The sequence below is a fragment of the Shewanella sp. 125m-1 genome (assembly GCF_052977065.1).
Genome location: NZ_JBRILT010000016.1, coordinates 67,803 through 92,415, shown reverse-complemented (window position 1 = coordinate 92,415; position 24,613 = coordinate 67,803). Strand labels below are relative to the sequence as shown.

General features: G+C 42.8%; 17 protein-coding genes. 8 read left to right on the top strand and 9 right to left on the bottom strand.

What is annotated here, in order from left to right:
- Nucleotides 1–1,330: 1,330 nt before the first annotated feature.
- On the top strand, nucleotides 1,331–2,497 hold the full coding sequence (locus ACVBIK_RS09595) for a DcaP family trimeric outer membrane transporter (protein WP_447160011.1): 1,167 nt from the start codon (nucleotides 1,331–1,333) through the stop codon (nucleotides 2,495–2,497).
- Between the two features lie 79 nt (nucleotides 2,498–2,576).
- Here the strand turns inward: ACVBIK_RS09595 and ACVBIK_RS09590 are convergent, their stop codons facing one another.
- From ACVBIK_RS09590 to acs, 3 genes are all read right to left on the bottom strand, one after another.
- The gene (locus ACVBIK_RS09590) at nucleotides 2,577–2,843 is read right to left on the bottom strand and encodes a GrxA family glutaredoxin (RefSeq protein ID WP_447169550.1); all 267 of its coding nucleotides are present in this window, start codon (nucleotides 2,841–2,843) and stop codon (nucleotides 2,577–2,579) included.
- A gap of 96 nt (nucleotides 2,844–2,939) precedes the next feature.
- Nucleotides 2,940–4,682, bottom strand: a complete 1,743-nt coding sequence (locus ACVBIK_RS09585; protein ID WP_447169549.1) for a DEAD/DEAH box helicase — start codon at nucleotides 4,680–4,682, stop codon at nucleotides 2,940–2,942.
- A gap of 205 nt (nucleotides 4,683–4,887) precedes the next feature.
- Nucleotides 4,888–6,840 carry an acetate--CoA ligase gene (gene acs / locus ACVBIK_RS09580; RefSeq protein ID WP_447169548.1) on the bottom strand — a complete coding sequence of 651 codons (1,953 nt, stop codon included), beginning with the start codon at nucleotides 6,838–6,840 and terminating at the stop codon, nucleotides 4,888–4,890.
- Nucleotides 6,841–7,014: 174 nt separating this feature from the next.
- Between acs and ACVBIK_RS09575 the strand changes: the two genes are divergently transcribed.
- Complete coding sequence (locus ACVBIK_RS09575) at nucleotides 7,015–10,443, top strand: PAS domain-containing hybrid sensor histidine kinase/response regulator (protein WP_447169547.1); 3,429 nt, start codon at nucleotides 7,015–7,017, stop codon at nucleotides 10,441–10,443.
- Between the two features lie 236 nt (nucleotides 10,444–10,679).
- Here the strand turns inward: ACVBIK_RS09575 and ACVBIK_RS09570 are convergent, their stop codons facing one another.
- Entirely contained in the window at nucleotides 10,680–11,012 is a 333-nt protein-coding gene (locus ACVBIK_RS09570) for a hypothetical protein (protein WP_447160007.1), read from the bottom strand.
- Nucleotides 11,013–11,357: 345 nt separating this feature from the next.
- Between ACVBIK_RS09570 and ACVBIK_RS09565 the strand changes: the two genes are divergently transcribed.
- Entirely contained in the window at nucleotides 11,358–12,647 is a 1,290-nt protein-coding gene (locus ACVBIK_RS09565; RefSeq protein WP_447164210.1) for an NAD(P)/FAD-dependent oxidoreductase, read from the top strand.
- Nucleotides 12,648–12,727: 80 nt separating this feature from the next.
- On the opposite strand, the gene ACVBIK_RS09560 is transcribed toward ACVBIK_RS09565, so the two are convergent.
- The 4 genes from ACVBIK_RS09560 to ppsR all read right to left on the bottom strand — a co-directional run bounded on the left by ACVBIK_RS09560 (nucleotide 12,728) and on the right by ppsR (nucleotide 16,494).
- Entirely contained in the window at nucleotides 12,728–13,387 is a 660-nt protein-coding gene (locus ACVBIK_RS09560; protein WP_447169553.1) for a response regulator transcription factor, read from the bottom strand.
- Nucleotides 13,388–13,752: 365 nt separating this feature from the next.
- Nucleotides 13,753–14,181, bottom strand: a complete 429-nt coding sequence (locus tag ACVBIK_RS09555; protein ID WP_447160005.1) for an acyl-CoA thioesterase — start codon at nucleotides 14,179–14,181, stop codon at nucleotides 13,753–13,755.
- A gap of 242 nt (nucleotides 14,182–14,423) precedes the next feature.
- A complete protein-coding gene (locus ACVBIK_RS09550; protein WP_447164212.1) occupies nucleotides 14,424–15,491 on the bottom strand; it encodes a 3-deoxy-7-phosphoheptulonate synthase in 1,068 nt (355 codons plus the stop codon).
- Nucleotides 15,492–15,681: 190 nt separating this feature from the next.
- Nucleotides 15,682–16,494: a posphoenolpyruvate synthetase regulatory kinase/phosphorylase PpsR gene (gene ppsR, locus ACVBIK_RS09545; protein ID WP_447160002.1), complete on the bottom strand. Its 813-nt coding sequence runs from the start codon at nucleotides 16,492–16,494 to the stop codon at nucleotides 15,682–15,684.
- 126 nt (nucleotides 16,495–16,620) lie between these two features.
- Here ppsR and ppsA point away from each other — a divergent pair, with 126 nt between their 5' ends.
- The 5 genes from ppsA to ACVBIK_RS09520 all read left to right on the top strand — a co-directional run bounded on the left by ppsA (nucleotide 16,621) and on the right by ACVBIK_RS09520 (nucleotide 23,994).
- Nucleotides 16,621–18,990 (top strand): phosphoenolpyruvate synthase, encoded by a 2,370-nt coding sequence (gene ppsA, locus ACVBIK_RS09540; RefSeq protein WP_447164213.1) that lies wholly within the window; start codon nucleotides 16,621–16,623, stop codon nucleotides 18,988–18,990.
- A gap of 151 nt (nucleotides 18,991–19,141) precedes the next feature.
- Complete coding sequence (ydiJ, locus tag ACVBIK_RS09535; RefSeq protein ID WP_447169552.1) at nucleotides 19,142–22,192, top strand: D-2-hydroxyglutarate dehydrogenase YdiJ; 3,051 nt, start codon at nucleotides 19,142–19,144, stop codon at nucleotides 22,190–22,192.
- A gap of 130 nt (nucleotides 22,193–22,322) precedes the next feature.
- On the top strand, nucleotides 22,323–22,763 hold the full coding sequence (locus ACVBIK_RS09530; RefSeq protein WP_447169546.1) for a DUF1285 domain-containing protein: 441 nt from the start codon (nucleotides 22,323–22,325) through the stop codon (nucleotides 22,761–22,763).
- Nucleotides 22,764–22,918: 155 nt separating this feature from the next.
- Entirely contained in the window at nucleotides 22,919–23,332 is a 414-nt protein-coding gene (locus tag ACVBIK_RS09525) for a MarR family winged helix-turn-helix transcriptional regulator (RefSeq protein ID WP_447159999.1), read from the top strand.
- Between the two features lie 245 nt (nucleotides 23,333–23,577).
- On the top strand, nucleotides 23,578–23,994 hold the full coding sequence (locus ACVBIK_RS09520; RefSeq protein WP_447164215.1) for a PliI family lysozyme inhibitor of I-type lysozyme: 417 nt from the start codon (nucleotides 23,578–23,580) through the stop codon (nucleotides 23,992–23,994).
- 174 nt (nucleotides 23,995–24,168) lie between these two features.
- Here ACVBIK_RS09520 and ACVBIK_RS09515 read toward each other — a convergent pair whose 3' ends face one another.
- Nucleotides 24,169–24,513 carry a hypothetical protein gene (locus ACVBIK_RS09515; RefSeq protein WP_447159997.1) on the bottom strand — a complete coding sequence of 115 codons (345 nt, stop codon included), beginning with the start codon at nucleotides 24,511–24,513 and terminating at the stop codon, nucleotides 24,169–24,171.
- Nucleotides 24,514–24,613: the final 100 nt, after the last annotated feature.

The window sequence follows — 24,613 nt, the reverse complement described above, 5'->3', positions numbered from 1 at the left end:
TTTACTTTCTCAAACAAATCAAGAAATTGGCTAGCTAATCAAAATTAGTGACTAAACTCAGTCGCGTTTGTTATAGATCATACCGTTGGCTTTACTCTTAACTATCACATTGGTCGAAGGTTCGAATCCTTCACAGCCCACCACTTCTTGCTCATCCTTAGTTTTACTTTCTCAAACAAATCAAGAAATTGGCTAGCTAATCAAAATTAGTGACTAAACTCAGTCGCGTTTGTTATAGAACATGCAGTTGGCTTTACTCTTAACTACCACATTGGTCGAAGGTTCGAATCCTTCACAGTCCACCACTTATCAAATATCCTCGATATACTTTCCCTATTCAGTCAGAAATATCACTAGCAAGTACACCGTCTATTCGTTTTATGTAACTATACCTATACCTATACCTATACCTATACCTATAGATTATGCGTTGATAGCTTAGTCGAATGCATAATTGATCCTGCTAATTATTGATCATACAGTTAGCTTTACTCTCTGTTTAATTAGTTCAATTGCTCGAAAGTTCGAATCCTTCACAACTAACGACTTGTTAGTTTTGTCTCCAATACTCTTCTCTGTATGATTTTAAAGTCGCAGTCAGCCTTTAATATTTCATTATCACATTGCTGTTTATTATTGAACATGGGGTTGGATTTACCCTTTACCGAATTGACCGAATTGACCGAATTGACCGAATTGGTCGAAGCTTCTAATTGAAAAGCTGCAATGTTCATTACCCCATACAATTTAGGATTAGTTTGAGTTAACTATTGTCGAGATTAATGAGGAGACACCAGCCTAGCATGCAACCAAATAAATTCTGGAGAGTGTTTGCGCACTTATAAAAGTTTGGAACTGTCGCTTTAATTACGCTGGAATGGAATTAAAGTAGATAGTTTTGTTTGAGAGAAGCAAGGTTACTAGAGCTCTGTATTGTTAAGCTCCGCTATTTTTTTATAATAGTCTTAAAGATATTTTCAAGCGTTACACTAAAATTTCAAATTTGTGTCAAAAGAAGATGTGAAATACACTTTGCTCGCTAAGTGTTTGAATTTGAAGGCTATTGAAGGGGGCTTGATAAGCTTCGGAGTTTTACTTCCAAGCTGATAACTGTAATGTCTTTATTGTCACCTGCAGTATAGTGGATCAATTTCTTATCTAGAATTAACACTTTGTATAATTCTTTACTAATATTTTAATCGTTAAATGCGAATATAGTTAATTAGCAATGAGTGTTCTACCTTGGTCTGATAGACCTATTGCTAATGTTGTCTAGTTGTTAACTCGGTCATATTTTGTATGGATAATAAAAATATCAGGGAGAAAGGGAATGAAACAAGCAAAATTAACGCTTATTGGTGCGGCAACTATTGCAGCAATGAGCTTCGGTGTCCAAGCTGATACTGAGTTTAAATTTGGTGGTTATGTCAAAGCAGATGTAATGTTTAGTGATTACAGCAATGGTGCGCCAGGTTCAGGTAGTTTATCTCGTCAATTTTATGTGCCAGGTACTATTTATGGCGATCCAAGTAATGGTAAGCAAGTCGTCGATTTCCAAGCACGAGAATCACGGTTTAATTTTAAAACATCTACAGATCTTGATGGCCATAAGTTATCAGGCTTTATTGAACTCGACTTTATGACCACGGATAATGGTAATGAGCGCGTGTCCAATAGCTATTCGCCACGTATTCGCCAAGCATTTGTGAGTTTTGATAATTGGGCCGCTGGACAGATGTGGACCACTTTCCAAAATCCGGGAGCACTACCTGAAAATCTCGATTTTATTGGCGCGGCAGATGGTACGCCCTTTGTTCGTCAAAGTCAGGTTAGATACACTAATGGTGGTTTTCAGTTCTCGGCAGAAAACCCTGAGACAACGGTTAATAGTTACCGCAATGCAACAGGTGGTAGCAGTCGAATAACCAGTGGTAGTGGGATGGTTCCTGATTTTGTCGCTCGCTATAACATGAAAACTGAAAGTGGTATGGCATTTACTTTTGCAGGCCTTGCTCGTCAGTTAAATGTCGAAATGGATAAAAATACAGCTAATCCTATAGATTCGTCAGAATTCGGTTATGGTTTGAGTTTCACTGGTGTTATCCCTGTAGGTCAAGATGATATCAAGATGTCTGCTACCTATGGTGAAGGATTAGGGCGTTATATGGCGCTAAACTATGCCAACGCTGGCGTACTTGATGCTAAAGGTAATATTCAGACCATTGAGTCATATGGTGGTTTTATTTCTTATCGTCACTGGTGGAATGATAAATGGAGAACCAGTATCACAGGTTCGGGTTTTAAAGCGGATAATAAGGTTGCTCTTACGGGGGGGACTGTAAATAAGGACTCTTATTCAGGCTATATCAACTTACTTTATTCGCCAGTTAAACCATTAACTGTGGGTGTTGAGTATATGTATGCGAAAAACACCAAAGAAAATGGTGTAGACGGTGAACTGAATCGCGTCATTTTCTCGATGAAATATGTACTCTAGTTGAGCAGAAAGACTTATTAAGTGTGACTGAGTACAATAAAAAAGGAGGGGATAGCCTCCTTTTTTATTGTACTTAACTTTATGCAGCTGGCATTAAGTTGTTATCTCTTACATATTGTTCGAACTCAGTACAGCCACCAATATGAACTTGGTCAACAAAGATCTGTGGGACGGTTTCGACCGGCTTACCAACTGTCTTTTCTAAGTCCGCTTTGCTGATCCCTTCAGCGTGGATATCAACATACTTGAATTTAAAATCTTCACGTTTTTCTGTAAGTTGCTCAGCAACTTGGACTGCACGAACACAATATGGGCAACCTGGACGACCAAAAATAACAACGAACATAATAGCTTCCTCAAAAATAGCTTGAGCACTTTATATCATAGCTATTGCAATTGTTCTAATCGATATTAGAGGTCATGTTAATCGTATTGCTGATTTTTATTCAAATTGTGACTTATCAGTTTGATAACGACCTTTGTAATCAAAAATAGTCTCCATCAGTTCCCAGCCTTTTTTACCTTTTTTCAGTAATAACAGGTCTGGTTTTCTGAACATGTTTGAATCATCACTGACTTCTTGTGCTGATTTGTACTTCTTATGCTTGATGCCTGGTGTTCGACTATGAGGGAAGATAAATAGGGCAAACATAGCACGAATTTGTGCAGGAGTTTGCATCTTGAAGTAGCGGCAAAAGTCATTGCCATCAAGATCAATATATCGAACAACCAAACGTTCAGCTTGTGGTTCGAGAAGCATACTTTGACATTTAAAAAGGTGGTGATGCTTCTGCTGTAGGACTTCTTTTAATCGTTTATCAGGGTCGACTAAAATGGCCTGACAGTGCTGACACACTTTTGCAGCAATATCGTTTTCTTCACCACAATTAGGGCAAGCTTTAGAGCGAAATCGAAAATCGCATTGCTCTTTACGTCCATCCCTCTCTACTAGAGCCTGACAGCGGCGGCCAAAGTGCTCGATAATGTCACCATCATTATCGGTTAAGCCCCAAAATATATTAGCAAAGTCGCACACTGGGCAGTGTACCTGCACTGGCTTACACTTACTGTTGGGCTTGGGTTGACCCACTTCTGGGTAGAACAGGTCATAGCCGTTGGCTGCATAATCAATAACAAGGCACTCAGTCTTATTTTTATCAACTCTTAAACCGCGGCCAACCATTTGCTGAAAAAGGCTTACAGAAGCGGTAGGGCGCAGTATTGCAATAAGATCGACATGAGGAGCGTCAAAGCCTGTAGTTAACACTGCAACATTGACGAGATACTTAATTTGTTTTGCTTTAAACGCTTGAATTAAGGTATCTCGATCATCACGAGAGGTTTTAGCTGTGATCAGTGCCACTTGTTCACCTTGGAGCTTGCTGACAACCTCTTCAGCATGCTTAACCGTGGCGGCAAAAATAATGATCCCTTGCCGATGTTGTCCAAATGCGATTAATTGCTTAACGATGGCGGTGGTTGCACGGCCGCAATGGTTAAGGATGGAGTTAACTTCTTTTTCATTGTATTCACCCGTTGGCGAGGCCGTTAGCTCACTAAAGTCATATTGAGCACTGAGTCCATCAAACATCTTAGGTTGGCTTAAAAATCCCTGTTTAATCAGTGGGCGCATTGGGAGTTCAAATATACACTTTTCAAATACAGGCTTTTCGGTGTTGCCAACCTTGTCGTGGTAATGATGGCGATATATCCAGCCTAAATCGAGTCGGTAGGGAGTTGCGGTTAGCCCCAGTAATCTAATATGACTATTTTTAGACTTTAAGTGAGTGAGTAGCTGCTGATATTGACTATCTTTATCAGGGCTAACTCGATGACATTCATCAATAATCACTAAGCTGTATGGCTCATCAAATTGAGCGGGTTGCTTTACCGCTGATTGAATACTGGCAACAACGGTTTTACCGTCGGTGGACTTTTGGTTGAGTCCCGCCGAGTAGATTTTAGCTTCGGTGGTTAATAGCCCCACTTTTTCTGCATTTTGAGCAACTAATTCCTTAACGTGCGTAAGGATTAACACTCGGCCTTTAGCTATTCTGGCGAGTTCAGCGATGACGATACTTTTACCTGCGCCAGTGGGTAAAACCAAAACTGCGGAGTCATAACTTGATTTGAAATGTTGAATCGCTGCGTCAACAGATTGCTGCTGATAATCTCTCAGTTGCACGAAAAGAACCTAATTAAATACGACTTTATAAAGGAAATGATCCCACATTTGGCTCAATGCGATAAGCAAAATTTTGAGGATTGTTTTATGACGACTTTCCAGCGCAAGATGAGGCATAAAAAAAAGCCCCTCTGAGAGGGGCTAGGGAGGTCAAACAATAGAATTGTTTATCTTGGCTTTATTGCTAAGATATATTTGCTAAGGCTTACTCGCTGCGATTAAGTCGGCTTTCAATCAATGTATCTATTACCGCAGGGTCGGCGAGTGTAGACGAGTCACCTAAGTTAGTAACTTCATTTGCAGCAATCTTACGTAAGAAGCGACGCATGATTTTACCTGAACGCGTCTTAGGTAAACCGCCAGCCCATTGAATAAGATCGGGTGTGGCAAGGGCGCCAATCTCTTTTCTTACCCATTGGCGAAGTTCCTGACGTAGCTCTTCTGTCTCTACAGAGCCCTTGGTCAAAGTGACATAGGCGTAAATCCCTTGTCCTTTGATGTCATGTGGATAACCGACAACAGCGGCCTCAGCGACTAGCTCATGAGCGACTAGCGCACTTTCAACCTCAGCAGTACCTAAGCGGTGACCTGACACATTAATCACATCATCAACACGGCCTGTGATCCAGTAATAGCCGTCTTCATCGCGCTTAGCACCATCACCAGTAAAGTACATGCCTCTAAAGGTTTTGAAGTATGTCAGTACAAACCTGTCATGGTCACCAAATACTGTTCGCATCTGCCCAGGCCAAGAATCTAAGATAACTAAGTTACCTTCGTTGGCACCATCAACAATATTACCCATATTATCGACAAGTGCAGGCTGCACACCAAAGAATGGACGGGTTGCAGAGCCCGGTTTAGTATCTGTTGCACCAGGGAGCGGGCTAATCAAAATACCGCCAGTTTCCGTTTGCCACCAAGTATCTACAATTGGGCACTTTTCATGGCCAATCACATCGTTGTACCAGCGCCAAGCTTCAGGGTTAATCGGTTCACCTACCGAGCCCATTATACGCAAAGAGCTACCATCAAACCCTGCAAACTGCTCTTTACCTTCCGCCATCAGCGCGCGGATAAGGGTTGGTGCCGTATAAAGAATATTTACCTTGTGGCGGTCAATCATTTCACCTAGACGTGCAGGACTTGGGTAGTTTGGTACGCCCTCATGAATAAGCACTGTTGCGCCATTGGCTAGCGGGCCGTAAACCATATAAGAATGGCCGGTGATCCAGCCTACATCAGCAGTACACCAATAGACTTCACCGTCTTTATAGTCGAAGACATATTCGTGGGTCATGGCTGCGTAAACCATATAACCACCCGTAGTGTGTAGCACACCTTTAGGGTTACCGGTTGAACCTGATGTATATAGTAGGAACAGTGGATCCTCTGCGCCCATTTCTTCTGCAATACAATGCTCTGATGCCGTCTCCATTAAAGACTCCCACCAGATGTCACGACCCTCAACCCAGTTGATGTCGCCGCCAGTACGCTTCATCACGATGACTTTTTCGATGCAATCCACATCAGGGTGAGCAAGTGCATCATCGATATTGGCTTTCAGTGGAATGATCCGGCCTGCACGAATGCCTTCATCGGCGGTAATTATTACTTTTGAATTACCGTCAATGACACGTGAGGCAATCGAGTCTGGTGAGAACCCACCAAAGACAACAGAGTGAATGGCACCTATTCTGGCACATGCAAGCATAGCAATAGCCGCTTCAGGCACCATAGGCATGTAAATAGTGACTACATCGCCACGGCGTACGCCCTGGCTTCGAAGTGCATTAGCGAATTTACACACTTGCGCATGTAGCTCGCCGTAGGTAAGGGTGCGCTGATCTTTTGCGTCATCGCCTTCCCAAATAATCGCCAGCTTATCGGCATTGTGTTCTAAGTGTCTGTCTAAACAGTTTGCGGATGCGTTGAGCGTGCCGTCATAGAACCACTTAATAAACAAGTTGTGGTCATCGAAAGAGGTTTTCTTTACCTTAGTAAAAGGTTTGATCCAGTCGATACGGTTGCCGTGTTCTCTCCAGAAACCTTCAGGATTCACAATCGACTCTTGATACATTTTTTTATATTGTTCATCGTTTACAAGTGCGTTTGCAGCGATTTCACTTGGTACTTTATAGAGAGACTGCGTGCTCATTGGGCTTCCCTTATCTAATAATGCGTAAGCTGAGTATGGATTGAGAGAGAGGGATTTCTCTATTAGACCTTGGTCTAGTAAAATATTTTCCTTATTTTTTAGTTGCTTGTAATTTTATTTCGGCTGGATTTCATTCGTTTTTTACCGCAAAATAGTTAAAAAAAAGAGAATCCTATGAATTTGACTGTTTTGGTTGGCAGCATTGCCCTCATTTATGTGTTGCTACTGTTTCTGCTTGCTTGGGGCGCGGAGCGTTGGTTCAGTGGGATCACTAAACGGATCCAGACTTGGATTTACGGTTTAAGCTTGGCGGTGTATTGCTCCTCGTGGAGTTTTCTCGGTACCGTTGGTCAATCAGCTCAAGATCTGTGGTCTTTCTTGCCCATTTTTATCGGCCCTATTCTTATTTTTGTTTTTGGTTTCAGCTTACTGCGCAAAATGGTCATTGTCTCTAAAGCGCAAAATATTACCTCTGTTGCTGACTTTATTGCCGCGCGATATGGCAAATCTCAGTTACTTGCCGCCATTGTTACCCTCATCGCCCTCTTTGGGATCATGCCCTATATTGCACTACAGCTAAAAGCGATGGTGTTCAGTCTCAACCTTTTTCAGCCCGATGGTTCATTGTTTAATGGCAGTAAAGTCTCATTGATTATCACTGCAATTTTGGCGATTTTTGCCATTTTATTTGGAACACGAAAACTCGATGCAACTGAACATAATCCGGGAATGATGTTAGCCATCGCTTTCGAATCGTTAGTTAAATTAGGGGCTTTTTTACTGGTAGGTATTGTTATTAGCTTCGGTGTCTTTGATGGCTTTGGTGATATCTGGCAACAAGCTAGCGAGCGTGACTTAATTAACAAGCCTAATCTCCGCCTTGAGTCTTTAATGCCGGAGCTGCTAGTTGGTATGGCCGCGTTTTTATGTATGCCACGGCAATTCCATGTGATGATGGTGGAGTGTGAAAATGAGCGCACCATCTTAAAAGCGCGTTGGTTATTCCCTCTCTACTTATTGCTATTTGGGCTGTTTGTTGCCCCTCTTGCACTTGCGGGTAAGTTATTACTGGGTGATGCGGTTGCAGCTGACACCTATGTGATTAATCTTCCATTGGCGTTGAATCAGCCTTGGCTAGCGGTTGTTGCCCTATTAGGTACACTTTCTGCTGCTACAGGCATGGTGATTGTTGCTGTAGTGACCATTAGTGTCATGGTGAGTAATGAGTGGTTAGTGCCATTAATGCTCCGCACTGGCCAGATTAAAGCACGAAATTTCAGTCAGTTTTCACAGCTATTATTAAATGCACGGCGCTTAGCAATCATTCTGATTTTAGGACTAGGTTATTTTAGTTACTTGTCGTTCATGGACAATGACTCGCTATCATCGTTAGGTATGCTGTCATTTGGTGCTTTTGCGCAACTAGCTCCGGCACTGATAGGGGGGATGTACTGGAAGCATGGTAACCGTAGTGGTGTGTTCTTAGGGCTTGCGGTTGGCTTTAGTTGTTGGTGTTACATATTGCTGCAAGGTGCGGTGAATTCTCCGGCTATTATGACGACTGATTTTGCGCTGCTCGAATCTATCACGCCCAATGTGCGCGATATTCTGATTGCCTTATTGGCAAACTGTGCCTGTTATATGCTGGGTTCAGTCTGGTTTAGAGCGGGTGTTGCCGAGCGAATGCAAGCAAGTGCTTTTGTGACACCTGGTCAGCTTAAAAAAGACAATAATCGTAAGAGTGTCGCGGTTTCACAGCAAGACTTACTTATTCTTGCCAGCCGCTTTGTCAGTCCAACCCGTGCTTATGAGAGCTTTTCTGCATTTTCAGAAGAGGCGGTAAAAAGTGATAGCTGGCATAAAATGGCGCCACCAGAGCTTATCGCTCACACAGAGCATATGTTAGCAGGGGTGTTAGGGGCCTCAAGTGCATCACTGGTACTGGATTCGGTTTTGCAAGGCCGCGATTTAGCATTAGATGAAGTGTTTAGTTTAGTTGATGAAGCGTCATCTAAAATAATCTTAAGCCAAGACATGCTGCGTGGAGCGATTGAACACGCTTATGAAGGCATGAGTGTGGTCGATAAAGACCTAAATTTGGTTGCCTGGAATTACAAATACGCTGAGCTATATGATTATCCAGATAACTTTTTGCACTCAGGTATGCCGATTAGTGATGTCGTACGCTTCAATGCTGAGCGAGGATATTGCGGTGAAGGGGATATAGCAGCACATGTAGAAAAACGGGTGCAACATATGCGCAATGGCACGCCCCATGTGTCAGAGCGGCAACGCAAAGACGGTAAAGTGATTAAGATCCAGGGGAATCCAATGCCTGGCGGCGGTTTTGTTATGAACTTTACCGACATTACTCAGTATCGCCAGCAAGCTGAAGCACTGCAAGAGGCCAATGAAACATTAGAGGCTAGAGTTAAAGAACGTACTTATGAGTTAGCCTTGCTTAATAGCAAGTTACTCGAGGCTAAGGCGCAAGAGGAGATGGCCAATGCATCTAAAAGTCGATTCCTTGCCGCTGTAGGCCATGACTTGATGCAACCATTAAATGCCGCAAGATTATTTACCGCTTCTTTGTCGCAATATCCGAATCTTGACCTAGAGGGGAAAACGACTCTTAATCATGTGAATAGTTCGCTTAAAATTGCCGGTGAGCTACTCACCGATCTGCTTGATATCTCTAAGCTTGATTCTGGAATGGTGGAGGTAAATAGACGTGACTTTTCTATAGCAGATTTGCTGGACGGTTTAGCCGTTGAGTTTGATGCTATGTCTAAGGATTGCTTGATTAAGTTCAGTTTTGTCGCTAGCTCGGTAACGATAAACTCAGATCAAAGCTTATTACGCCGTGTGCTGCAGAATTTCCTGACTAACGCCTATCGATATGCCAAGGGGAATAGAGTGCTACTAGGTTGTCGTCATCGAGGTGCCGAGCTTGAGATCCAAGTTATTGATACTGGTTGCGGTATCGACGCAAGCGAAACGACAGAGATCTTCAAAGAGTTTAAACGTCTTGATAATCCACAGAGTAAAAGTGTCAGTGGCTTAGGTCTTGGATTGGCGATAGCAGATAGAATTAGTCGAGTACTCTCCCATGATATTAATGTGAGTTCTGAACTTGGAAAAGGCTCGGTGTTCTCCATTCGAGTGCCACTAGGTGAGAAGAACACAGCTCCTAAGCCAAAGAAAGTAACGTCACTACTGCAACCACTCGCGGGTGTGAAAGTGCTGTGCATTGATAATGAAGAAGCCATTTTAGCGGGACTGGAGAGTTTATTAAGTCGTTGGCAATGTGAAGTGATATGTGCCAAAGATTTAGCCGATGCTCGGATCAAACTTGGCCTTAAAGGAGTGGCTCCTGACATTGTACTTGCCGATTATCATTTGGATGATGGTCAAAATGGCGTTGATGCAATGGACGGAATTCGAAGTTTATATGGCGAGCATCTGCCGGGCATACTTATCACTGCTAATACTCGTAAAGATCTGATTGATGATATGCATAGGCGGGGTTATCACTATATGGCGAAAATGGTTAAACCTGCTGCGTTAAGAGCGCTTATTTCTAGCTTAGTCAAAAAGAGTTAGTGACGATTGGCTGTAAATAAAGCAAATATAAAGACAAGATAATTTAAGTAAAACAAAGTGTAAGTATAAAGAGTGTAAGCATAAAAAAGGTACGCAATTGCGTACCTTTTTTATGCTTAGTTTTTCACTCTCAGCTTTTAACTAGGAGGCTCAGGCTGGATGCATAGCCATTAAGATGAGCGTAGCGAAAATATTGAGGCTTATTTAAGCACTCGTTAGGAGACTGTAAGTGGATTTTATTCTACTTTTACAGGCGTTAGCCCTTGCTCTCGTGATTCAAGTGCAGTTTCAAGATCAAAGCCGCTGGTTTTCCAGCTTTTAGCTTCTTCAGGCGTAAAGGATTGATCTTTCCAGCTTTGTGCATCTTCTAAGTTAAATCCATCCTTGCTCCAGGCTGCTGATTGCTCAGCGTTGAAGCCCGCACGATTCCAATTTTGAGCTTGCTCTGCATTAAAGCCAATTTCCTTCCATGCTGCAATATCTCCTTCAGACATACCTTTCCATGTTGCAGGCGAAGAGGCACAGGCGCTAAGCGCTAAAATAATCATGACTAGACCGAGCTTTTTCATATCAATTTCCTTGGTTAGTTATAGTCAGTTCTGCTTATCTCACCCTAGGTATGTTCCGGGTACAGCTTTCGACAATACATTATTGGCTTATGTGTAAGTTTGACGTTCACTATTGAAGATAGTCGCTCAAATATATCTCGACAAGTTATTGCTTACAGTGAAGTAAACAGATTTAACCAGCAAGGCTGTACTACTATCACTTTGCGGGAAATATGAATTTTTTAATTTAGAGAGTTGCCGATTTTATGTTCTTGACCTAACTGGTTAGATGGATATACTGAACAAAATCTAGATTTTGTAAAAAATATAAAACAAGAAGTAACTGATTACTCAAAGGGAATCGATATGTCCGAGCCACGCTGCAACTCTTATTATAACGCTACCATTAATAACGAAACCGATTACCCTGAATTGGAAGGGGAGATCCGTGTTGATGTGGTCATTGTTGGGGGAGGTTTTACCGGAGTTGCCACCGCGATAGAGCTATCAGAAAAAGGATTCAAAGTTGCAATCTTAGAAGCGAATAAAATTGCATGGGGGGCAACCGGACGCAATGGTGGTCAAGTGACAGGGAGTCTGTCGGGTGATCAAGCCATGACCAAGCAGCTGGTAAATTGTATCGGCACAGAGGCGGAAGAGTATGTGTGGAATATGCGCTGGCGTGGACATGACATTATTAAAGAACGTGTTAAAAAGTATAATATTGAGTGCGATTTAAAATTTGGGCATATCCATACCGCTTATAAAGCTAGTCACTTAAAAGAGCTTGAGAAAACCTATAACGAAGGTTGCTTGCGAGGCATGGACAGTGAACTGGCCATGTTGGATAAAATGGAATTGGCGCAATATGTTAATACTCCTCTCTATCATGGCGGCTTGCTAAATAAACGCAATATGCACTTGCATTCAGTTAATTTGTGTATTGGTGAAGCGAAAGCCGCAGAAGGTCTTGGCGCACAAATTTTTGAGCACTCAGCGGTGATTGATATTGATGATGGAGCGCTCGTTACCGTAACAACAGCTAAGGGTAAAGTGGTTGCCAATAGCGCAGTGCTAGCGGGTAACGCTTATCATAAATTGGCCCGTAAACAATTACGCGGAATGCTATTTCCTGCCTCATTGGGTAACTGCGCAACGGCTCAATTATCACCAGAAATGGCCAGGAGTTTAATTCCCCAAGATGTGGCAGTTTACGATACGCGCTTTGTGCTCGACTATTACCGTTTAACCGCAGATAACCGATTAATGTTCGGCGGCGGGACCAATTACTCTGGCCGAGACTCTAAACATGTCGCTGCAGAGTTGAGACCTGCAATCGAGCGAACCTTTCCACAACTTAAAGATGTTGATATTGAATTTGAATGGACCGGGTTGGCTGGAATTGTACTTAATCGGATCCCACAATTGGGCAAAGTGTCACCTAATGTCTATTACTGCCAGGGCTATTCAGGCCATGGTGTGGCGACATCTCATATTATGGGTGAGATCATGGCAAGTGCTATTATTGGCGAACAACAAGAGTTTGATCTGTTTGCGCAAATGTCCCACTACCGTATTCCGCTTAATGAATGGTTTGGCAACCAGGCATTAGCGCTAGGAATGATGTATTACAAGGTGATGGAGAACTTTCGTTAAACGGATCAATAAAAAAACGCTTCGAGTACTCGAAGCGTTTTAGTTTATAGATAGGTTGGCTACAACACTTTGCTTATGGACTAGATATCGACCTTATCCATCTCAAGTTGCTGTAGCGCAATCACAGCTTGAGTGCGGTTTCTTACGCCAAGCTTTCTAAATATCGCCGTAGCATGGGCTTTAATCGTGGCTTCTGACACACCAAGATCATAGGCAATTTGCTTATTGAGTAAACCTTCAGCAAACATTTGCAGTACCTTATATTGCTGGGGTGTTAAATCGGCAAGTTTACTCGCCATTTGGTTGGTGTCATCTTCGTTAATTTCTTGAAGTTCAACACCTTGGGGTAACCAAATATCACCAAATAATACCGCTTCTAATGCTTGTGCTAAGGTTTCCATAGAAGAAGACTTAGGGATAAATCCAGAGCTACCATAATGAATCGCGCGGCTAATAGTGAGGTTATCTTCATGAGCTGATATCACTACAACAGGTAGCTCTTGAAAGTGGGTTCTGAGGTGGATCAGGGTTGAATACCCATGAGAACCGGGCATTTGAAGATCTAATAACACTGCATCGTATTCAATGTCATTATTCTCGAGTAGGGCCTGTAGCGCATCTGCGCTATCTGCCTCATACCATTGAGTATTAATGAATTCAGACGATAGTGCTTGTCTAAGTGCGTTGCGAAATAACGGATGGTCATCGGCTATTATTATATTTAAATTTTCAGGCTTCATGGCTTTATAGGGTTGTTTTGGTTGCACGTGAAGGTAGTTCAATGTAACAGATAAATGACAAGGGGTTCTATGGCTTTTTACTGGAAAAGTTACTATTTGTTAAAATAATTGTCGAAGTTAGACTTTGGTCTAAAGTCACCATTGCAGGCTATCTATGCAAAGGTGTGAGTCTGCTAGTGTTCAAAAGCAAGGCAAGACTAAAGGTCAGAATGAAGACTGGATAGGAAGATAGTATTGCAAGATAGGAATGGATGTTAATAGTGAAAGATAGAAATGGATAATAAGAGTGACAGAGCCTGATTACAGACAAGGGCTAACGATGCAGCCCTCAATCTTTGTTTATCCTGGCTAAAGAAGACTAACGATTAACAATGTGGCGGCCACACTGCAGTCGGTTTTCTTTGCTCATCAACAGCGACAAAGGTAAATACGCCACGAATAGCGTGATCCCTTAGATCTTGATACATGTCTTCAACGAAAATGTTCACTTCAACTTTAATTGAGGTATTACCCACATGAATAACTCTGGCAATAATCTCAGCTAATGAACCCGCAGGAATAGGCTTATTAAAATCAATTCTATCCGAACTCACAGTAACCAAGGTCTTACGGCAAAAACGGGTCGCTGCAATGAAAGCGGTTTCATCCATCCAAGCTAATGCTTCGCCACCAAAAAGCGTGTTGTGATGATTGGTGATAGAAGGGAATACGGCCTTGATAACGCGAGCCTCTGATTGTTCGATTCGAAGAGCGACCTCTTCAGGAAACTTTGCGGGAGTTTGAGTTAACGGCATACGGCAACCTATGGTTATGCATTAATGAGGCGATATTATAGCCGTTTTTGTAATTTTATAACAGGTTGGGCCGGTTGTGATTGGGTAGAAAGTGAACCGGCTTTAAAGGTTAGTCGCTTGATATATATTTTACTTTTGATTCATATACTTAAAGTTACTTTTACATCGACTAATAAAAAAACGCACCAACTCATTGAGCGGGTGCGTTTATCTTATAGAGCTTCAGCTTACTCAAGCGAGTTTTACTTTTGCTTTAGCAATTCGATTCTCGCACGCGATGCTTTGGCTAAGTCGCTGAGCAATGCCAGAGAGTCATCCCAGTGAATACACGCATCGGTAATACTCTTGCCGTAAATCAGCTCTTCACCAGCAACAACTTTTTGGTTGCCTTCTTCGATAAAGCTTTCAGCCATAATACCTGCAATGGCTGTAGAGCCTTGCGCCATCTGTTGCATAATCGATTCAGCGACATTGAGCTGCTCTTTATGCATTTTACGGCTATTGCCATGGCTAAAATCGATAACCATACGTTGGGTCACACCGACGCTATCAAGCTGTGCCGCTGCTTTTTGAATGTCATCGCTGTGATAATTAGGCTCTTTACCGCCACGTAAAATAATGTGGCCAAATGGGTTACCGTGAGTGCGATAAACGGCCATAGCACCATCTTTATCCGGTGAATAGAAGATATGTGGAGCTTGCGCTGCGCGAACGGCATCAACTGCAATATCGATATTACCGTCAGTGCCGTTTTTAAAGCCTACCGGACACGAAAGTGCTGAGGCCATTTCACGGTGAATTTGGCTTTCAGTGGTGCGTGCGCCAATGGCGCCCCAGGTGATCAGATCCGCAATATACTGGCCATTTACCATATCTAAAAACTCAGTTGCGATAGGTAACTTAAGTTCAGTGATCTGCTGTAGAAGGTGACGTGCTTTACGTAGGCCTTTATTAGGGCTAAAGCTGCCATCTAAGTCTGGATCTGAAATAAGGCCTTTCCAGCCAACGGTTGTACGCGGCTTCTCAAAGTAAACACGCATTAAGATGCATAAGTCGTCTTTATATTGCTGGTGCAATTTAGCTAAGCGCTGAGCGTAATCGAGTGCTGCTTCAGTGTCATGGATTGAACATGGACCAATAATCACAAGTAAGCGTTGATCATCACCATTAATAATGGCTTCAACTTCGTGGCGCTGCTGGACTAAATAGTCAGCGGCATCTTGTGTTAAAGGATATTCAGAAGCGAGTTGTGCAGGTGAAATTACCTTACATAAAAGGGAGGTGCGTAGTTCGTCTGTTTTAATGGTCATTCACAATACCGAGCGTTCGTATGGGCTTTCGCCTGATTACCTCGGATTATAACTAATAGTTTGGCTGTGCACAGTGGCAATTGCCTTAAAAATGAAGCTAATTTTCACTCAATCGATAATTATTTGATATAAATTAAAGGCTTTCATTTTAAAAAGCCTTTAATTTCAGCGCTAATGCCTTGCACTAGATTTAGAACATGTGACGCTCTAAGCCTGTTGCTTCAATGATCTTAGTGGCAATTTCTTCGACAGAATGATTGGTTGTATTAACGTAAGGGATCCGTTCACGTTTATACATCATTTCTACCTCTTTAACTTCCATTCGGCATTGACGTAATGACGAGTAACGGCTGTTTGACATACGACTTTGACGGATCTCATGCAATCTTTCAGGATCGATGGTCAAACCAAATAGCTTACCTTTATTACGTTTTAATGCGTCGGGTAGCTTTAGATTATCCATGTCATCTTCAGTAAACGGATAGTTCGCTGCCTTTATACCAAACTGCATAGAAAGATATAGGCTTGATGGCGTTTTACCGCAGCGCGATACACCTAATAAAATGAGGTCGGCTTTATCCATATGTTTCATGGTTTGGCCGTCATCATTTTCCATGGCGTAGTTAATGGCATCAATACGCGCTTCATAACTGTCATTCGTTTTACCGTGAGTACGATGCAAAGCTGGCGTAGCAGCAATACCTAGTTGTTTCTCTAATGGCGCCACAAAAGTGTTCAAAAAGTCATAATCTAAGCCTTCGCTGCTATAGATAACATCACGGATCTCAGCTTTTACGATGGAGTGGAAAACAAGAGGCCGTTCACCTGTTGTAATAAAACAATCATTTATTTGAGCCTTAACAGCTTCTGCTTTGGCTTCTGTTTCAACGAATGGGATTGTAAGTGCATCAAATTCCAAAGGAAATTGTGAAAGCACTGCATGGCCGAATACCTCAGCTGTGATCGCAGTCCCATCTGAGATATAAAATACTTTACGCAACATTTTGACCTCTTGTAGTAATAAAATTACAAATAAAATTATACATTTACGCTTCTTGTCATGGAGTGTAAGATGCTGTTGCTCTCGTGTGAAGAGCCACACTAAAATATACTTGCGGAGATAAGAACTGTGCAGCAATACGTACTCTGGTATCAAGAATTAGGCATGGGTGACGTCAACAAGGTAGGCGGTAAAAACGCTTCTCTTGGAGAGATGATTAGCAATCTATCAAATGCAGGCGTTCAAGTGCCTGGTGGATTTGCGACAACATCTTTTGCGTTCAATGAATTTCTTGAACAAAGCGGACTTAACCAGAAGATATACGAAATTCTAGAATCTCTAGATGTAGATGACGTGAACGCACTCGCTACAGCCGGTGCACAGATCAGACAGTGGGTTATCGACACCCCGTTCCACCCAGAATTTGAGCAAGCGGTACGTGAGTCTTACGACAAGCTTAGCTCTGAAACAACGGACGCATCATTTGCAGTTCGCTCTTCAGCAACCGCGGAAGATATGCCGGATGCATCATTTGCTGGCCAACAAGAAACTTTCCTTAACGTTAAGGGTTACGCAGCCGTTTTAGAAGCAACTAAGCATGTATTTGCTTCTTTGTTTAATGACCGCGCAATTTCATACCGTGTTCACCAAGGTTATGACCACAAAGGCGTCGCACTGTCAGCTGGTATTCAGCGTATGGTGCGTTCAGACAAAGCGGCTTCAGGTGTTATGTTCACCATGGACACTGAGTCTGGCAACAATGATGTAGTCTTTATTACTTCATCATTTGGTCTAGGTGAAATGGTTGTTCAAGGTGCGGTTAACCCTGACGAATTTTATGTTCATAAGCCAACATTAGTTGCAGGTCATAAAGCAGTAGTACGCCGTAACATCGGTAGTAAGCTAATCCAGATGGTGTATTCAGATGATGAATCCCATGGTAAGCAAGTTAAGATTGAAGATATCGCCGCTGACCAACGCCGTGAATTCTCAATCAACGATGCAGAAGTACAAGAGCTTGCTAAGCAGGCGATGACAATCGAGAAGCATTACGGTCGTCCAATGGACATCGAATGGGCTAAAGATGGTAACGACGGTAAGTTGTATATCGTACAGGCTCGTCCAGAAACTGTTCGTTCTCGTGAAGATGTACAGCTAATTGAACGTTACCACCTTAAGACTCAAGGTGACGTTGTTTGTGAAGGTCGTGCCATTGGCCACAAAATTGGTAAAGGTGTCGCTAAGGTACTTAAGTCAATCGACGACATGGATCAAATTCAGCCTGGTGACGTGCTTGTTACCGACATGACAGATCCTGACTGGGAACCTATCATGAAGCGCGCAAGCGCGATTGTTACTAACCGTGGTGGCCGTACTTGTCACGCTGCGATTATCGCACGTGAGCTTGGCGTTCCTGCTGTTGTTGGTTGTGGTGACGTGACTGAGCGTATCAAAAATGGTCAAGAAATTACCGTTTCGTGTGCTGAAGGTGACACTGGCTTTATCTACAATGGTTTACAAGACTTTGAAGTGATTTCATCACGCGTAGATTCAATGCCTGATCTACCAATGAAAATTATGATGAACGTGGGTAACCCAGACCGAGCATTTGACTTTGCTCGCTTGCCTAACGAAGGTGTTGGTCTTGCGCGTCTTGAGTTCATCATTAACCGCATGATTGGTATTCACCCTAAAGCATTGCTTGAGTTCAACGACCAAACTGCTGAGCTTCAACAAGAGATCCACGAGATGATCGCGGGTTATGAGTCTCCAGTTGAATACTACGTAGCACGATTAGTTGAAGGTATTGCTACGATTGCTTCAGCTTTCCATCCAAAGAAAGTGATTGTTCGTATGTCTGACTTTAAGTCAAACGAATACGCAAACTTGGTTGGTGGTGACCGATACGAGCCAGAAGAAGAGAACCCAATGTTGGGCTTCCGCGGCGCAAGCCGTTATATCTCTGAGTCGTTCCGCGATTGTTTTGCACTAGAGTGTGAAGCCATTAAGCGTGTTCGTAACGAGATGGGCCTTAAAAACGTTGAAATCATGATCCCATTCGTTCGCACAGTGAGCGAAGCTGCACAGGTGATTGAGCTTCTTAAAGAGCAAGGTCTAGAACGTGGTGTTGATGGTTTACGCGTTATCATGATGTGTGAGCTGCCTTCAAACGCACTGCTTGCTGAACAGTTCCTTGAGCACTTCGATGGTTTCTCTATCGGCTCAAACGATTTGACTCAGCTAACCCTTGGTCTTGACCGTGATTCAGGCATCATCAGCCATCTGTTCGATGAGCGTAATGATGCAGTTAAAGCCTTGCTTGCTTTGGCAATTAAAGCGGCTAAAGACAAAGGCGCTTATATTGGCATTTGTGGTCAAGGCCCATCAGATCATGCTGACTTCGCGGCTTGGTTGGTTGAGCAAGGCATCGATACTGTTTCGTTAAACCCTGATACGGTTATCGATACTTGGTTATATCTAGCTGAAGCCCACGGTTAAAATTATCCGTGTAAGTTTATTGCTAAAATGAAGTGTTAAATCTGCGTGATTTAATAATTTGTTAAAAAGATGAAAAAAGCCGCTATTTAGCGGCTTTTTTTTGTTTATAATGAGCCCATAATCTTAAGAATAATAATTGACAGAAGCCGCCATGTTACCCAAGTTATCGCATCAACAAACGCTTGAACCCATTTATCTTTCTTTTTTAACGGTATTAGAAGAGGGGGCTTTTTCAGGCGATATTGATACCCGTTATAGTGCGCGTCTAGCGCAAGCGACCGACAACTCGGTTTACCAATTTCTGCCTCAGGCAGTTATTTACCCTAAGACAGCCCAAGATGTTCAGATAGCACTAAAATTGGCGAACCAAGATGAGTTTGCCAAAGTGGTCTTTAGTGCAAGAGGCGGGGGAACGGGCACTAATGGCCAATCGCTGACTCACGGCATCATCGTAGATATGTCGCGTTACATGAACCAAGTGCTCGAGGTTAATGCCGCTGAAGGTTGGGTCAAAGTGCAAGCGGGCGTGGTAAAAGATGCACTTAATGATGCGCTGCGCCCTCATGGGTTTTTCTTTAGCCCGGATTTATCAACATCAAACCGTGCCACTTTAGGTGGGATGATCAATACCGATGCATCGGGTGCTGGCTCGCTGGTTTACGGTAAAACCTCCGATCATGTCCTTGGATTGACCAGTATCTTGTTTGACGGTAGCGAGCTTAATACCCACCCGCTAAGTTCGGCACAATTGGCTGACGTTGGCTCCGTAACTGACAACGTTTTGGGGCAGCAGCTAATCACGACCATTGCCGATATGTGTAAAGGAGAACGTGAGCATATTGAGCAGCGCTTTCCTAAATTAAACCGTTTTTTGACCGGATATGATCTTAAAAATGTGTGGGATGACAAATTAGAGCATTTTGATCTATCCCGCATTTTAACTGGCTCAGAGGGCACCTTAGCGGTTATTACTGAAGCTAAGCTAAATATTACGCCTTTGCCAACATGCCGCATGATGGTCAATATCAAATATGACTCGTTTGAGTCAGCACTGCGTCATGCTCCAGATTTAGTTAAAGCGAATGCCACCGTCGTTGAAACCGTCGATTCAAAAGTGCTCAACCTTGCCAAAGAAGATATTATTTGGCATTCAGTATCGTCACTTATTGAAGATGTACCCGGTAAAGAGATTGATGGCCTGAATATGGTTGAGTTCGCAGGCGAACAAGACGATGTTGAAGCAAGACTGGCCAAGCTAGAAGCCATATTGAGCTCACAAATAGAGAATGATGAAGCCGGGCTATTGGGCTATCAAGTCACAAATGATAAAGCCAGTATCAACACTATCTACGCGATGCGTAAAAAAGCTGTGGGACTATTAGGCGCGGCAAAAGGTACGCGTAAACCTATTGCTTTTGCTGAAGACACCGCAGTGCCGCCTGAAAAACTTGCTGATTTTATTCTTGAATTTAGAGCATTGCTCGATAGTCATCAGTTGCAATACGGAATGTTCGGTCATGTGGATGCCGGTGTGTTGCATGTGCGCCCAGCGCTTGATATGTGCGATGTGCAAGATGAGAGGTTGCTTAAAATCATTTCAGATCAAGTTGCAGAGTTAACGCTTAAGTATGGTGGCTTGATGTGGGGGGAGCACGGTAAAGGTGTGCGCGGTGAATATGGCCCCGCGGTATTTGGTGAACACCTCTACGGCTTGTTAGAAGAGGTCAAAGGCTTATTTGACCCTGAAAATAAACTTAATCCGGGTAAGCTGGTGGCGCCTAAAAATGGCGGCCCAATGTTGTATAACGTCGATAGCGTGAAGCGTGGTGCCTTTGATAGACAAATACCGATTAAAACCCGCGAAGCATTTCCGGATGTGATGAACTGTAATGGCAATGGCCTGTGTTTTAATTACAGTGTTTATTCACCTATGTGTCCATCATTTAAGGTCACAGGTGACAGAGTGCAATCGCCAAAAGGCCGCGCAGGTTTAATGCGCGAATGGTTACGCCTGTTACAAGCGGAAGGCGTGGATGTTAATGAGCTGGCCCGCGCTAAGCCGTTAGGCTGGTTGCAACGTGCTCAAAATACCTTAAAAATTGATAAAGAATACGACTACTCTCATGAAGTGATGGAGTCACTTAAGGGCTGTCTGGCTTGTAAGGCGTGCTCCAGCCAGTGCCCTGTAAAAGTTGACGTGCCAAAATTTAGAGCACAGTTTTTTGAGATATATTACCAGCGTTATTTGCGACCAGTAAAAGACTACCTTGTGGCAGGGATAGAAGATTCACTGCCTATGATGGCGACAGCCCCCAGATTAGTTAATGCAGTTTCTCAAAATAGCCTAAGTAAATGGGTCATTAAGAAGTCACTGGGTTATGTCGATGCACCAGCATTGTCGGTACCAACGCTAAAGCAGCGCCTAGAAGGGCACGCCTGTCGGGGTTATGACTTAGCAGCGCTACAACAGATCCCTGACAGCGAGCGCAGCCAATATGTGCTGGTGGTACAAGACCCTTTCAATAGTTTTTATGAAGCTGGTACTGTGTATCACTTTGTACAGCTGATAGAAAAATTAGGTTTAAAACCTATACTGCTGCCATTCAAACCTAATGGTAAACCAATTCATATTAAAGGCTTTTTGGATAAGTTTGCTCGTACAGCCAAATCAACAGCTGACTTTTTAAATGAAGTGGCAAAACTGGATATGCCGATGGTAGGCATCGATCCAGCTTTAGTGCTTTGTTATCGCGACGAGTATGCAGAGGTACTTGGTGGCGCTAGAGGTAAGTTCCACGTTAAATTGGCCAATGAATGGTTACTAGAAATACTTGAAGGTCAGCCCACTCGTGAGTGGAGCCAAGATGATATTAGCGAACGCGAGTTTACTTGGTTTAGTCATTGTACTGAATCAACGGCTAAACCGAATACAGCTAACGAATGGCAGGGGATTTTTGAGCACTTCGGCGCAACGCTGAATACGGTTAATCTTGGCTGCTGTGGCATGGCTGGCACCTATGGCCATGAAGCAGAAAACCTAGACCGTTCAAAAGCGCTTTACAGTATGTCGTGGGAACAGGCTTTATCACAGCTGCCACAATCTCAAGTGTTGATCTCTGGCTATTCATGCCGCAGCCAAGTCAAACGTTTTAGCGGCTTTAGGCCAAAACACCCGCTTGAGGCTTTACTGCATTTGCTTTAATTAGCCCGCAGTAAAAAACTAGCCACTGGCTAGTTTTTTACTTTTAGGGCCTGTTACAGGAAAGTCAAATGTGAACCTGTTTTAGGTTTATAAAGGGTGATGGATACACAGTAAAAAAAAAGAGGTACAGATGACTGCAAAAGATATTCATTCAACAGACACTACAGATGCAATCTCGTCGTTAACGCAAGGGGTATTATGTGCAGAAGAAGCGATATTCGACATCATTGAAAATGGTGAATGGTTTTATCGAGGTGAAATACTACCTGTTAAGTTTTGTAAGCTGTTTGCCACTATTTTAAATCGCATCGATGGTGAGTACTTTCTTATTACGCCTGTTGAAACATTGCGAGTAACCGTTGCTGAACAAGCGTTAATCATTGTTGACTATCAGCCTAAAAGTGAAGCGGGATTCTGGCTTAAAACGAGTATTAATAGCGAACATAATATCGAAAGTTTTGAGCAGTTTGTTGTTGGTGAGGATAGCATTACCTTAACACTTGAACGAGGTATTGAAGCAAGGCTAAATCGAGCTTGTTATTATCGCTTTATCGATGCATTTATTGCCTAATGACGGTGATATTGACCCCGCTGATTTATCTTCATTCAACATAATGATTTATAAGCTGTTTGAATGAATGTGAGCAATAAGTGCTCATGAAGGCTAGTTTCTTTTAGTGTAAGTGATAAGATTAAATGAAGCCTATAGAGTCGTGGAGGTACTGATTGAATCGATTTGAGAGTCTGGGATATTTGGTGTCTCATTTGAATGTTGAGCTACAAAATTTATTAGATCAACGCCTTAGACGATACCAGTTAGATATTAAACTATGGCCAGTGTTGTTTTCATTATGGCAGGAGGAGGGCGTGACTCAAACCACGCTCTCTAAGCGTTGTGATGTTGCCAATTACACTATGACTCGGCTACTCGATCAATTACAACAGCAAGGTTTAATCACTCGGCATCAAGATGCTGAAAATCGCCGCGCCTTTCAAATATACCTCACCGATAGCGGTAAAGCGCTAGAGCAAGATTTAATCAGAGAAGCTGAAAGAGTCAATGAGGCGTTCTTAGATAACTTAGCGCAAGAAGAGCGACAAACTTTCTTAAAACTGTTGAATAAAATCAATCGCTACTAGGTTGCTATGGCTGTAGGCTTTGGAGAGACAGTAACTCAATTTGGTTAACTTTTATTCTGTCTCTGTTTGTTTAGTTGTTGCCTGTTTAGCGGTTGCTTGTTTGGTTCTTGCTGGTTTAGTTCGGTTTATTGAATTTTACCCCTCCCGCCTTAAATCATCTTTTTTCATTTAGCTCCTATTGGCTTAAATCGTGTTGCTCGCTAATCGCTATGACTATAATGAAGTCAATCGTCTAAGGAGTTTATATGAAATCGCTAATTATCACGCTATGCGCTGCATCATTATTAAGTGGCTGCTCAGCAAACGTCAATAAGCCAACACCTCAATCAAGTACACAGCCTCAAGCATCAACAACCGAATGTGCGGGCACTTTTATTAAAGCAATTAATTTGGCTAGTGGCTCAACGCTTGTTGTAACAGAGGGGCGCTTAGAGCCTCGCTCAATAGGTAGTGCGAGCGTTAAACTCTATCGAGATCTTTACGTGGGTGAATTTGTAGGTGCTGTAAGCTTTGTGCGTGATGGCACCATATTAAAAGCTGTTTTGATTGAAAATGGCACAGATAAACAAAAATTGTCGATAACAACAGTGACAGCAGGAAGTGGTAACTATCAAAACACTCAGTTGGTTTGTATTACAGGTGACAGCATTTCGTTATGCTAAATGTGGTGACATTATAGTTTTTAAGGGGTTAGCTATGTCGCGAGTACTGTTGCGTTAGTACTATTGCATTAGTACTGTAGCGTCAGTATTGCAGAGCTCGTGAGGCAGGATTCGGATGATTAGACTGAGACATTTTAATGAAAGGTTTAGCTAAGAGCCTTTAATTAAGAACGCTTAACTTAAAGTGAGAAGAAATACGATGACCATACCGATAGCTAATATTCCCTGCTGAGTGAGTTGGCGGCTTCGATAGAGCTCTGTTTTCCCTTGTCTTAGGATGGTGACTAAGTGGTTTTGCTTATAAATCTGGCAGACCAGTTGCTCTGTCTTTGGATCAAGAAACAAGTGCAGTTTAGCCGGTTTTCCGTCATTCAGTACTAGGCTATGTTCACTCTGTTGGCCGAAATTGAGTTTACTTGAGACGCGCTTACCATTGATGTACATCTGCTCTAAACCAGACCAGTTACTGGCTTGTAACTCGATATTATCTTGGTTAAGTGCATATTTAAATGTCACCATCGCCTCGAACCTTTGTTATTGCAGGGGTCTTAATTCAAGCAGAGGTTCGCTATCTTTGCCAGTTCGAAATAGGCGTTATCAGTTTACAGTGCGCTATGTA